A 12002-nucleotide genomic window follows, 5' to 3' on the forward strand; every position below is an offset into this window, starting at 1 on the left:
GCGGCCGCTTCGCTCAACCGCGGCGGCCCGGCATCCTCAGAAAGCGGCCGGGAAGAGGCCGCCATCGATGAGGAAATTCTGCCCCGTGACGTAGCCGGCATCGGCCGAGCAGAGAAAGGCGACAAGGCGGCCGAACTCCTCGGCCGTGCCGAAGCGGCCGGCGGGGATGCCGGCCATCTCGCGCTCGGCGACCTCCTGCGGCGAGGAGCCGGCCTTCTCCGCCGCCCAGGCGATGCCGGCGCGCAGCCGGTCGGTATCCATCTTGCCGGGCAGGACGTTGTTGATGGTGACGTTGTGGCGCGCCACTTCGCGGCAGACGCCGGCGAGAAAGGCGGTGAGCCCGGCGCGGGCGCCTGAGGACAGGTCGAGCCCGGCGATCGGCATCTTCACCGACAGCGAGGTGATGTTGACGATGCGCCCGAAGCGGCGCTCCACCATGCCGTCGATGACCGCCTGAATGAGCTCGATGGGCGTGACCATGTTCTGGGTGACGCCGGAGAGCATGTCCTCGCGCGTCAATTCCCTGAAGCCACGGCGGGGCGGGCCGCCATTGTTGTTGACGAGGATGTCGACCTCGCCCGCGGCCGCCAGAAGGCGCTCCTGCCCCTGCTTGGAGGAGACGTCGGCGGGAACGGCGATGACCTCCGGCGCGCCCTTCGCGCGCAGCGCCTCGGCCGTCTCCTCCAGCTTCCTTTCGTCGCGGCCGTTGACGACGAGACGGCAGCCGGCCTCGGCCAGCGCCTCCGCCGAGCCGCGCCCCAGGCCGCGACTGGAGGCGCAGACAAGGGCGGTCTTGCCGGAAATGCCGAGATCCATGGCGTTCTCCTCTTCGGTCTATGCTTCAGCTCAAAGGGTGCCGGCCCTCGCAGGGCCGACACCGCGTCGCCGCCGCCTTACCGCTCCTGTCATCAAAGTGATACCGGAATCGGGTTTGCCAGTCTCGTAAACGGCAGGCAAAGCACGGCAAAGGCAGGGCGATGGCCACGCCACAGCATTTCCGGACATTGTTCCTTTCCGACGTCCATCTCGGCACGCGTGGCTGTCAGGCGGAGCTTCTGCTCGACTTTCTACGCGAGCACGATGCGGAGACGATTTACCTCGTCGGCGATATCGTCGACGGGTGGCGGCTGCGGCGCAACTGGCACTGGCCGCAGATGCACAACGACGTGGTGCAGAAACTGCTGCGCAAGGCGCGCAAGGGCGCCAAGCTCATCTACGTGCCGGGCAACCACGACGAATTCCTGCGCGACTATCTCGGCAGCCATTTCGGCGGCATCGAGGTACTCGAGACGGCGATCCACGAGGCGGCGGACGGCCGACGCTTCCTCGTCATTCACGGCGATCAGTTCGACGTCGTGGTGCGGCACGCCAGATGGCTCGCCTTCCTGGGCGACTGGGCCTATGTGACGGCGCTCGGCGCCAACACCTACGTGAACCTCGTCCGCCGGCGCCTCGGCTTCTCCTATTGGTCGCTCTCGGCCTGGGCGAAGCTGAGGGTGAAGAACGCCGTCAATTTCATCGGCGCCTTCGAGCAGGCGCTGGCCGCCGAAGCGGAGCGGCAGGGCACCGACGGCGTCATCTGCGGCCATATCCACCATGCCGCGCAGCGCCAGCAGGGCGGCATCCGCTACATCAATTGCGGCGACTGGGTGGAAAGCTGCACCGCGGTGGCGGAGCACCATGACGGGCGGATGGAGATCATCCGCTGGGCCGAGCTCGGCGGCCGCATGGCCGAGAACGAGCCGCAGCACGCGCCCACCGCGGTGGCGGCTTAGATAGTGCGCATGACAGGGACGAACCATTCCGGCCGCGAAAGGCTCGGCGCGTGAAGCTGGTCATCGTCACCGATGCCTGGTTCCCGCAGGTGAACGGCGTCGTGCGCTCGCTGAAGCGGGTGGAGGAGCTGCTGTGCGAAGGCGGCGACGAGGTGACGGTGATCTCGCCGCAGGGCTTTGCCACCGTGCCGCTGCCGACCTATCCCGATATCCGCCTTGCGCTGACAAGCGCGCGCCGCCTCGGCAGGATGATCGAGGCGGCCGCGCCCGATTTCGTGCATATCGCCACGGAAGGACCGCTCGGGCTTCTGGCGCGCCGGCATTGCCTGAAGGCCGGGCAGAGCTTCACCACCAGCTACCATACGAGGTTCCCCGAATACCTTCGGGCAAGGGCGCCGGTGCCTTTGTCGCTCTCCTATCGGTTGATGCGGCGCTTCCACAATGCCGGCGCCGGCTGCATGGTGGCGACGGCGAGCCTGGAGGCGGAGCTGGCCGAGCGCGGCTTTCGCCACCTCATGCGCTGGTCGCGCGGGGTCGATGCGGAGCTGTTCCGCCCGCGCGCGGGCGCCGATCTGGGGCTGAAGCGCCCGGTCTTCCTCAATGTCGGGCGGGTGGCGGTGGAGAAGAACCTCGCCGCCTTCCTGGCGCTCGACCTGCCGGGAACCAAGGCGGTCATCGGCGGCGGGCCGGCGCTGGGCCAATTGAAGGCGCGCTTTGCGGATGCCGTCTTCCTCGGCGAGATGCATGGCGAGGAACTCGCCCAGGCCTATGCTGGGGCTGACGTCTTCGTCTTTCCAAGCCTCACCGACACCTTCGGCAACGTCCTCTTGGAGGCGCTCGCCTCCGGCCTGCCGGTGGCGGCCTATCCGGTGACGGGGCCGGCCGATGTCGTCACCGATCCGGCGGTCGGCGTCCTGTCGGAGGATCTCGGCGAAGCGGCGCTGCAATGCCTCAAGCTCTCCAAGGAGGCGGCGCGGGAATTTGCCCTGCGCTTCACCTGGGAGGCGAGCGTGGCGCAGTTTCGCGACAATCTGGTGGGCGCGCAGGGCCTTCCCGAGGCCGTGGCGGCATAGCCTCTTCTACTGCGGCGCAAAAGGCTCTATTGCGCCTTCATGGCCCTACCGGTTTCCTTCAGCGACATCGAGGCCGCCGCGACGCGCATCCAAGGTCGGGCGATGCGCACGCCCTTGATCGGCTCGCCGGCCCTGTCGGAGGAATTCGCCGCCCGTGTGTTCCTGAAGCCGGAATGCCTGCAACGCACCGGCTCGTTCAAGTTTCGCGGCGCCTACAACGCGGTGATGGCGGCCGGGCCGGCGGCGCGGGCCGGTGTCGTCGCCTGCTCCTCCGGCAACCACGCCCAGGGCCTTGCGGAGGCGGCGCGCCTCGCCGGGGTGCCGGCGACCATCGTCATGCCGGCCGATGCGCCGCAGGTGAAGATGCAGCGCACCAGGGCCTCCGGGGCGCGCATCGTCACCTACGACCGGGCGAGCCAGGATCGCGACGAGATCGCCGCGGAGCTGATCGCGCAGGACGGCGGGCTCTTGGTGCATCCCTATAACGACCCGAAGGTGATCGCCGGCCAGGGCACGGTAGGGCTGGAAATCGCCGCCGAGCTGGCCGGCATGCGGCTGGCGCCGGATGTGGTGCTGGCGCCGTGCTCGGGCGGCGGGCTGGTCGCCGGCGTGGCGCTCGCCGTCACCGAGCGGGCTCCGCCGTGCCGGGTGATGGCGGTCGAGCCGGAAGGCTTCGACGACTATGCCAGATCGCTTGCCGCCGACCGCATCGTGGGCAACGAACGCAGCTCCGGCTCCGTCTGCGACGCGCTTCTGGCGCCCGAGCCCGGCGAGATGAGCTTCGCCATCAACCGGCAGAAGCTCTCCGGCAGCATCGCCGTCAGCGACGAGGCTGCCTTGCGGGCCGTCGGCTTCGCCTATGAGAGGTTCCGCCTGGTCCTTGAGCCGGGCGGGGCGGTCGCGCTCGCGGCGCTGATCGACGGCAAGGTCGATGTGCGCGGCTCCGTCGTCGTCATCGTCCTGTCGGGCGGCAATATCGACGATGCCATGCTGGCCCGCGCGCTCGCCGTCTACCGGTCAGGGTAGCTTGTTCTCATCGCCGAAGGTGAGGTCGTCCTCGATCGGATCGGACGCGGCCTCGGCAGGCTCCGTCGGCCGGGCGCGCGCCTCTTGCGCCTCCTCCGTCAGCGAGCGCATCGGCGCGATGCCGGCGCGCAGCTCCTCGTCGATGGCGGGTGGCCGGGCGGGGCTGCTGGGAGGAGGGTCCTTGAGGCCGGCGGCGAGCACCAAGAGCTCCTGCCGCTCCGGACCGTTGGGCATCTGCCCGGCGATGCGGATGAGCTCGGTGGACAGGCGTCCCGGGCGGATATCCGCCTTGACGGCGGCAATGGTGCCGGCAAGCTGCGACATGGCGTTGAGCAGACCGCGTATCTCCGCCGGGCGCGTGCGGTTGACGTATTCGCTCAGAAAGGCGCGGCCCTTCACCGTCGCCGAAAGAGTGGCGAGCATGGTGTCGTATTCGATATCGCTCAGCCCTTTCTCGATTACGCGCGGCATGCTTCTTCCCCTTCGACGAAGCCTTACGGCATAGCGGACCCAGAATGCACGCCAAGAGCTTAGAAACCGCTAATGGCGGTTGCAAAATATCGGCTCGAGCCTATGCATTTCGCGCCGCGCTATTTCTGGCGGCGACTTTCTTCGCCATCGGCATCTATCTACCTTTCTTTCCGGTCTGGCTGAAGGCGCAGGGCCTTTCGGACGGGGCGATCAGCGCCACCGTCGCCCTGCCGGTGCTGGTGCGGGCGCTGATCGTCGGCGTGCTGGCGGCGGGAGCCGACCGTTTCGGGGAGCTGCGTATCGGCGCCATGCTCTACGCGGCGGCGGCGACGGCGGTTTTCCTGGCGCTCAGCCTGGCGGAAGGCAGCCTTGCCATCCTGCTCGTCTCCTCGGTGGCCCTTATCTTCTGGCATGCGCTGATACCGCTCGGCGATGCGGTGGCGTTGCAGGGCGTGGTGCGGCACGGCATCGATTACGGGCGCACGCGGCTTTGGGGCTCCGTCGCCTTCATCGGCGGCAATTTCGCCGCCGGCGCGGCCATCGCCGTCTTCTCGGTCGATGCCGTCTACGGGCTGCAACTCGCCGCCTTCTTCGCCGGTATCGGGGCGGCGGCGCTGTTGCCGGCGGTCGGCCCGGCGGCCTTCGTCGGGCGGGGCAGGGGCGTCTTCAACCTGCCGCGCGACAGGCGGCTCATCCTTGCCATCGTGGCGGCGAGCTTCGGCACGGCCAGCCACGGCGCCTATTACGCCTTCGGCAGCCTTTATTGGCGCTCGCTCGGCTTTTCCGATCTCACCATCGCCGCGCTATGGGCGCTGGGCGTCGTGGTGGAGGTCGGTCTGTTCTTCCTGGCGCATCGTTTCGTGAGCTGGGGGGCGCGCCGCTTCCTCATCGCCGGCACGCTCGGCGCGCTGCTGCGCTGGTCGCTCTTTGCCTTCGTGACCTTCGCGCCGCTGGTCTTCGCCCTCCAGGCCCTGCACGCGCTGACCTTCGCGGCGACGCATCTGGGCATGATGAAGGCGATCGGCGCGGTGGCGGCGAACGGCCATACGGCGCGGCTGCAGGGCTTCTACCAGCTCGTGGCGGGCCTCGTTCTGGGTGCCGGCATGCTGGCGGCCGGCGGCCTCTACACTATCGCCCCGCAAGCCGCCTTCGCCCTGATGGCGCTGCTCGGCCTCATCGGCCTTGGCCTTGCCTGGCAGCTGCCGCGCGGGCTTCAGCCCCAGAGCCCGGCCGGCGGCGGCTCCACGAGCGTGCCGACATAGGCAAGGCTCGGCTTGCGGTCGCGGGCAAGCAGCAGCGGCCCGTCCAGATCGACGATATCGGCTTCCTGAGCAAGAAGCACGGCCGGAGCCATGGCGAGCGAGGTGCCGAGCATGCAGCCGACCATGACGAGGTAGCCGCGCGCGCGGGCCGCACGCAGCAGGTCGAGCGCTTCCGTCAGCCCGCCGGACTTGTCGAGCTTGACGTTGATGGCGTCGTATTTGCCGGCAAGGCCGTCGAGATCGGCAAGGGTGTGGAGGCTTTCATCGGCGCAGATCGGCGCCACATGGGGTATGTCGCGCAGCATCTCGTCCGCGTCGGCCGGCAGCGGCTGTTCGATCAGCTCCACATGCGCCTCGGCGCAGGCGCGCATATTCTCCAGGATGTTCTTCTCGCTCCAGGCCTCGTTGGCATCGACGATGAGGCGCATGCGCGGCGCCGTGGCGCGCACCGCCCGCACCCGCTCCGCGTCGCCGTCGCCGCCCAGCTTCAGCTTCAAGATGCTGCGCTCGCCGGCGCGATGGGCCGCATCGGCCATGTCGTCGGGGGTGCCGAGGCTGATCGTGTAGGCCGTTTCCACGGGGCGCGCGGCGATATGGCCGCAGGCGACGATGGCCGGCCGGCCGCTCGCCTTGGCCTCCAGATCCCAAAGGGCGCAATCGACGGCGTTGCGCGCCGCCCCCGCCGGCAGCCGGCGACGCAGCTCCTGGCGGTCAAGGCCGTCAAGATCGAGGCCGCGGATCGTCTCCGCGACGCTCTCCACCGTCTCGCCATAGCGCGCATAGGGCACGCATTCGCCGCGTCCGCGATGCTCGCCGTCGCTGACGGTGACGACGATGACGGTGGCCTCGGTGCGCGAGCCGCGGGCGATGGTGAAGGCCCCGGCGATGGGCCAGGCCTCCACCGCCAGGTCGAGGGAAAGGCTCATCGGAATTCGGCCAGGAGATGATCGACGATCGGCGCCACGCCGGTGCGGATCGGGTCGCAGGCCGGCAGCCCGTAGCGCTCGGCCGTCTCTGCAAGGCAATCCTCGGCCGCCGCCGCCTCGAGCGCGGAGGTGTTGATGCAGATGCCGGCGGGCCGGATCGCCGGATTGGTCAGGCTGCCGAGACGCTGCGTCTGTTCGATGACGGCGTCGATGGAGGCGATCGGCGCCTCCACGTTGCGCATCGTCTTGCGCGTCGGCTCGTGGCAGATGACGAAGGCGTCCGGCTGGGCGCCGTGCAGGAGGCCGAGGCTGACGCCGGCGAAGGAGGGGTGAAAGAGCGAGCCCTGGCCCTCCACGATCTGCCAGTTGGCCGGATCAGTGGCGGGCGAGAGCCATTCGGCGGCGCCGGAGATGAAGTCGGCGACGACGGCGTCGATGGCGATGCCGCGCCCGGCGATCATCACCCCCGTCTGGCCGGTGGCGCAGAACTGCGAGGCGACGCCGCGCTGCGAAAGCTCGCGATCGATGGCAAGGGCGGCGTATTTCTTGCCCACCGAGCAATCGGTGCCCACCGTCAGGAGACGCTTGCCGGGGCGCTTGCTGCCCGTGCCGGGAGAGAATGTCTGGTTGGCGTGGCGCGCGTCGTGCAGCTTTGCGCCCTTGCGCTCGGCGGCCTCGCGGATCGCCGTAAAGGAGGCGAGGCGCACATGCAGGCCGCTCGCCACGTCCATGCCGGCCTCGATCGCTTCCACCACCGTCTCCACCCAATGCTCCGGAAGCCGGCCGCCCGGATTGACGGCGCCGATGATGAAGGTGCGCGCGCCGGCGGCGGCGGCCTCGCCGATGCTCATATCGGCAAGGCCGGTATCGGCCTTGCAGCCCGGCAGACGAAGCTGGCCGAGACACCAGTCGCGGCGCCAATCGACGATGCCATAGGCCGTCTTGGCGGCGAGTGCATCCGGCACGTCGCCGAGGAAAATCAAATAGGGACGCTCGATCATATTAAAACTGTGGCTCTTATGCGCTTGTGATGCCCCACCGCAGCGGGCACATTCCGCGCGATGACGGCGGCACCGTTAGCACGCCCTTAAGGCAGCGTCAGCCGTCCAGATGTTGCGCGAGGCCATGACGTCACAACTGACCGCGGAGCTTGTCGGCGACCAGCTCGTCCTCACCCCGTCCGGGGTCTGGGCGATCAGCGAGGCGGCGCGTCTCGACGACGGGCTGCGGCAGGCCGTCGGCGAGCAGGCAAGGGGGGCGCGCAGCCTCAAGATCGATCTGTCGCGGCTGGAAACGCTGGATACGGCAGGCGCCTTCCTCCTGGTGCGGCTGGAGAAGGCCTGGCGCAACGCCGGCCGGGAAGTGACCTATAGCGGCGCCAGCCACGGCCGCGACGCGCTCATCGAGCGCGTGCGCGCGGCCCTGGCGGACGACGAGGAGCCGACGCCTCCGGAACGCAAGAGCCTGTTGGTGGATGTCGGCGAGACGATGGTTTCCGTCGGCGCGGACGCCAGGCGGCTCCTGGCCATTCTCGGCGCGGTGATGGCCGAGCTCGGACATGTCATCGTGCATCCGCGCTCGGCGCGCATGTATGCCATCGTGCGGCAGATGGAGGTGATCGGCCTCAAGGCGGTGCCGATCATCGTTCTGATGTCCTTCATCATCGGCGCCATCCTGGCACAGCAATCGGCGTTCCAGCTGCGCTTCTTCGGGGCGGAGATCTTCGCCGTCGACCTTATCGGCATTCTTTCCTTGCGCGAGCTGTCGCTGCTTTTGACGGCGATCATGGTGGCCGGCCGCTCCGGCAGCGCCATCACCGCCGAGCTCGGCTCCATGCAGATGCGCGAGGAGGTAGATGCGCTGCGCGTCATGGGCATGGACCCGGTGAACGTGCTCATCCTGCCGCGCATCATGGCGCTGCTGCTGGTGCTGCCGCTGCTGTCGTTCATCGCCGGCATGGCCAATCTGGCCGGCGGCATGATGATGCTGTGGTTCTATTCCTCCATCACGCCCGACGCCTTCATCGACCGCCTGCAGGACGGCATCGACATGTCGACCTTCCTGTCGGGCCTCTACAAAGCGCCCTTCATGGCGCTGATCATCGGCCTCATCGCCTGCTCGGAGGGCATGGCGGTCAAGGGCAGCGCCGAATCGCTCGGCCGTCACACCACCGCGGCCGTGGTGAAATCGATCTTCATGGTGATCGTGGTCGACGGCCTCTTCGCCATCTTCTACGCCGCGATCGACTTTTAAGGACGCCATGTCTCAGCACGCCATCCTGACCGAAGACGAGGCGCCGCCGGCCGCAAGGCGCGAGCCGATCATCACGGTGCGCGGGTTGACGGTGGGATTCGGCGGCGAGCCGGTGCTGGAAAATCTCGACCTCGATATCTATCGCGGCGAGGTTCTGGGCATCGTCGGGGCGTCGGGGGCCGGCAAGTCGGTGCTGACCCGCGCCATTTTGGGCCTGCTGCCGCGTCAGGCGGGCAAGGTCACCGCCTTCGGAGAGGACATCTCCGAAAGCAGCGATCCGGATCTGGAACGGCGCTGGGGCGTGCTCTTCCAGCATGGGGCCCTGTTCTCCTCGTTGACGGTGGCGGAGAACATCATGGTGCCGATGCGCGAATATCTGCGTCTGCCGCAGCCGCTGATGGAGGCGTTGGCGGTCCTGAAGGTGGAGCTCGTCGGCCTGCGTGCCAGCGACGCCGGCAAATATCCCTCCGAGCTCTCCGGCGGCATGATCAAGCGTGCCGCCCTGGCGCGGGCGCTTGCCCTCGATCCGGAGATCGTCTTCCTCGACGAGCCCACTTCCGGGCTCGATCCGATCTCGGCGGCCGCCTTCGACAAGTTGATCGACGATCTTTCCAGGACTTTAGGCTTGACCGTGGTCATGGTAACCCATGATCTCGACACGCTGCACGCGATCGTCGAGCGAATCGCGGTCGTGGGAGAAAAGCGTATCCTGGTCGAAGGCGATATCGCGAAAATGGAGAGCTTCGACCATCCCTGGGTGCGCGACTACTTCTGCGGTGCGCGGGCGCGCGCGGCGGGAGCCTTAGAGGCTGAAGTCTGACCATGGAAAGCAAGGCCAATACTGCGATCATCGGCGCCTTTACGCTGGCGGTGCTGGCGGCTGCCTTCGGCTTCATCTATTGGCTTGCCGGGACGGAGGGCACGCAATACCGCGAGCCCTTGCGCCTCGTCTTTCCGGGCTCGGTGACCGGCCTCAGCAAGGGCGGCGCGGTGCTGTTCAACGGCATCAAGGTGGGCGATGTGCGCGGCCTGGCGCTCGACCCGCAGGACCCGAGCCGCGTCGTGGCGGAAATCGCGGTGCGCGACGACGTGCCGATCAAGGCCGATACGGAGGTCTCCCTCGGCTTCCAGGGGCTGACGGGCGTGGGCTATGTGGAGATGGTCGGCGGCTCGGCCGACAAGCCCGATATCTGGCAGGCGAGCCCAGGCGTGCCGGTGCTGGAGGCGGACCGCTCCTCCATGCAGGACCTGATGGCCAGCGCCAGGCAGATCACCGGCCGGCTCGACAAGACGCTGCGCGCCCTGGAGACGCTGATCACCGACAATACGGAAGGCATCGACCGGATCGTCGGCAATATCGAAACCTTCTCCGGCGCCTTGGCGCAAAACTCCGAGCAAATCTCAAGCCTGGTCTCGTCCGTCTCCACCACCTCGGACCGCCTCGGCAGCCTGTCGGAGAAGCTCGACAATCTGGTGGGCGCGGTCGATCCGCAGAAGGTCTCGCGCACCGTCGACAATGTCAGCAACTTCACCGATACGCTCGGCGAGGCTTCGGAAGAGGTGCGCAAGCTGGTGGAGAACTTCTCCGGCGTCTCGGAGGATGTGCGGGCCTTCTCCCAGCGCATGACCGGTGTCGGCGAGAACGCCGAACAGCTGGTGGCGGAGCTGCGCGAGAAAACCGGGCCGATCCTCGATGCGGTCGATCCGCAGAAGGTGTCGCGCACGCTCGACAATCTGGAGCGCATCTCCTCGGCCATCGAGCCGGAGAAGGTGACGGCGACCGTGGACGGGCTTTCAGATCTCGCCGGGACGCTTTCGGCGCGGCGCGAGGATATCGATACGCTCGTCACCCGCCTTTCGGCGATGAGCGAGAAGGGCGACAACCTTTTGTCGGCCGTCGATCCGGCAAAGGTGCGCGGCGTTGTCGACGATGCCGCCAGGATCGCCTCCGGCATCGACCCGAGCAAGATCCTGCTGGCCGATCTCGATACCGCCTCCATCAACCAATCCATCGACGATCTGAAGGGCTTTGCGGCCACGCTCAACGAATCGCGCGAGGATGTGCGCACCATCATCGCCAATGCCCGCGACGTCTCCGAACGGCTCGGCGCGCTGACGGCGGAAGCTGAGAACCTTTTGGGCGGCTTTGAGGACGGCGCGGGCGAGGCCGGGCAAGGCCTCATCGCCGAGGCGCGGGCGACGCTGGCCGATATCCGCAGCGCCGCGCAGAGCTTCGACCAACAGGCCCGCAGTATCGGCTCGGGCGTGAACGATTTTTCCAACCGGGGGCTGCGCGACCTGAAGGAATTCATCAATGAGGGGCGGCGCACGGTATCCAGGCTGGATGCGCTGATCTCCAACCTGGAGCGCGATCCGAGCCAGGTTATCTTCGGCGGCGACAACACGCCGACCTATCGGGGGCAACGACGGTAGCGCGCTGCAAAGCCGCTGAACGGCAAAGCGTAGCTGCGTATGGGGCAGGGGGAATGAACGAGCAAAGAGGCATGAGCGCGAGCAAAGGGCAATACGCCCGCCGAGGGTCGGCGCGGCGGCGGGCCGGCACGCTTGCGGCCATGCTGGCGGCGGGCCTGCTTGCCGGCTGCGCGGCGCTGCCGAAAACACCGGACGCCATCTACGACCTGACGGCGCCCGCCGATGTGGGGGGACGCGCCGGCTCGGCGGCGCAGCTTCTGGTGCCGGTGCCGGCGGCGCTCGCCAGCCTGGACACGTCGCGCATCGCCGCCCGGCCGACGCCGGCGGAACTCGCCTATCTGCCGAACGCCGCCTGGCCGGACAACCTGCCGCGCGTCTTGCAGGCGAGGCTGGTGGAGACGCTGCAGAACACCGGCCGGGTGCGCGCGGTTGGCCTGCCGGGGCAGGGGCTCCTCATCGACTATCAGGTGGTGCTCGACGTGCGCGCCTTTGAGCTGATCGGCGGCCTCGCCGTCGCCGAATTCAACGTCAAGCTCCTCAACGACCGCAACGGGCGGGTCGTGGCGAGCCGCACCTTCCGCGCCGAAAGCCCGGTGGAAGGAAAGGCCAACGCCGATATCGTGGCGGGTCTCAACCGGGCGATGGACGCGGCCTTTTCTGAGATCGTCGCCTGGACGCTGGCGCGCATCTGAGCGGGCTTTTCGGTCATAACCTGCGAGACGACAAGAAAGGGCGGCCCGCGGGCCGCCCTTCTTCGTTCGCCTGATGCTTCGTTCGCCCGAT

The 12002-nt window shown here is 68.0% G+C and carries 12 protein-coding genes; 8 read left to right on the plus strand and 4 right to left on the minus strand.

Annotation, left to right across the window (positions count from 1 at the left end; genetic code table 11):
- Positions 1-36: 36 nt before the first annotated feature.
- A complete protein-coding gene (locus tag Q331_RS0104045) occupies positions 37-816 on the minus strand; it encodes an SDR family oxidoreductase (RefSeq protein WP_026379618.1) in 780 nt (259 codons plus the stop codon).
- 161 nt (positions 817-977) lie between these two features.
- Between Q331_RS0104045 and Q331_RS0104050 the strand changes: the two genes are divergently transcribed.
- Genes Q331_RS0104050 through Q331_RS0104060 form a run of 3 tightly spaced genes read left to right on the plus strand, consistent with a single transcriptional unit; the run spans position 978 to position 3874 of the window.
- Positions 978-1775: a UDP-2,3-diacylglucosamine diphosphatase gene (locus tag Q331_RS0104050; protein ID WP_026379619.1), complete on the plus strand. Its 798-nt coding sequence runs from the start codon at positions 978-980 to the stop codon at positions 1773-1775.
- Between the two features lie 50 nt (positions 1776-1825).
- Positions 1826-2848, plus strand: coding sequence for a glycosyltransferase family 4 protein (locus tag Q331_RS0104055; protein WP_026379620.1), 1023 nt, complete (start codon positions 1826-1828; stop codon positions 2846-2848).
- Positions 2849-2887: 39 nt separating this feature from the next.
- Positions 2888-3874: a threonine ammonia-lyase gene (locus Q331_RS0104060; RefSeq protein WP_026379621.1), complete on the plus strand. Its 987-nt coding sequence runs from the start codon at positions 2888-2890 to the stop codon at positions 3872-3874.
- Here the strand turns inward: Q331_RS0104060 and Q331_RS0104065 are convergent.
- Positions 3866-4345 (minus strand): hypothetical protein, encoded by a 480-nt coding sequence (locus Q331_RS0104065; protein WP_026379622.1) that lies wholly within the window; start codon positions 4343-4345, stop codon positions 3866-3868. The genes Q331_RS0104060 and Q331_RS0104065 overlap by 9 nt on opposite strands.
- Positions 4346-4389: 44 nt before the next feature.
- Between Q331_RS0104065 and Q331_RS0104070 the strand changes: the two genes are divergently transcribed.
- Complete coding sequence (locus tag Q331_RS0104070) at positions 4390-5607, plus strand: MFS transporter (protein ID WP_026379623.1); 1218 nt, start codon at positions 4390-4392, stop codon at positions 5605-5607.
- Here the strand turns inward: Q331_RS0104070 and dgcA are convergent.
- On the minus strand, positions 5559-6533 hold the full coding sequence (gene dgcA, locus Q331_RS0104075; RefSeq protein ID WP_026379624.1) for an N-acetyl-D-Glu racemase DgcA: 975 nt from the start codon (positions 6531-6533) through the stop codon (positions 5559-5561). The genes Q331_RS0104070 and dgcA overlap by 49 nt on opposite strands.
- Positions 6530-7534: an N-acetyltransferase DgcN gene (gene dgcN, locus Q331_RS0104080; RefSeq protein ID WP_026379625.1), complete on the minus strand. Its 1005-nt coding sequence runs from the start codon at positions 7532-7534 to the stop codon at positions 6530-6532. Before dgcN ends, dgcA begins: the two co-directional genes overlap by 4 nt.
- A 124-nt stretch (positions 7535-7658) precedes the next feature.
- Here dgcN and Q331_RS0104085 point away from each other — a divergent pair, with 124 nt between their 5' ends.
- The 4 genes from Q331_RS0104085 (at position 7659) to Q331_RS0104100 (ending at position 11911) form a co-directional block, all read left to right on the plus strand.
- A complete protein-coding gene (locus Q331_RS0104085) occupies positions 7659-8786 on the plus strand; it encodes an ABC transporter permease (RefSeq protein WP_156953255.1) in 1128 nt (375 codons plus the stop codon).
- Positions 8787-8793: 7 nt separating this feature from the next.
- Positions 8794-9606 carry an ABC transporter ATP-binding protein gene (locus Q331_RS0104090; protein WP_051630522.1) on the plus strand — a complete coding sequence of 271 codons (813 nt, stop codon included), beginning with the start codon at positions 8794-8796 and terminating at the stop codon, positions 9604-9606.
- Between the two features lie 2 nt (positions 9607-9608).
- On the plus strand, positions 9609-11219 hold the full coding sequence (locus Q331_RS0104095) for an MlaD family protein (protein WP_026379628.1): 1611 nt from the start codon (positions 9609-9611) through the stop codon (positions 11217-11219).
- 71 nt (positions 11220-11290) lie between these two features.
- On the plus strand, positions 11291-11911 hold the full coding sequence (locus tag Q331_RS0104100) for an ABC-type transport auxiliary lipoprotein family protein (protein WP_026379629.1): 621 nt from the start codon (positions 11291-11293) through the stop codon (positions 11909-11911).
- The last annotated feature ends 91 nt before the right edge of the window (positions 11912-12002 follow it).

Source organism: Afifella pfennigii DSM 17143 (assembly GCF_000688515.1).
Classification (GTDB): domain Bacteria; phylum Pseudomonadota; class Alphaproteobacteria; order Rhizobiales; family Afifellaceae; genus Afifella; species Afifella pfennigii.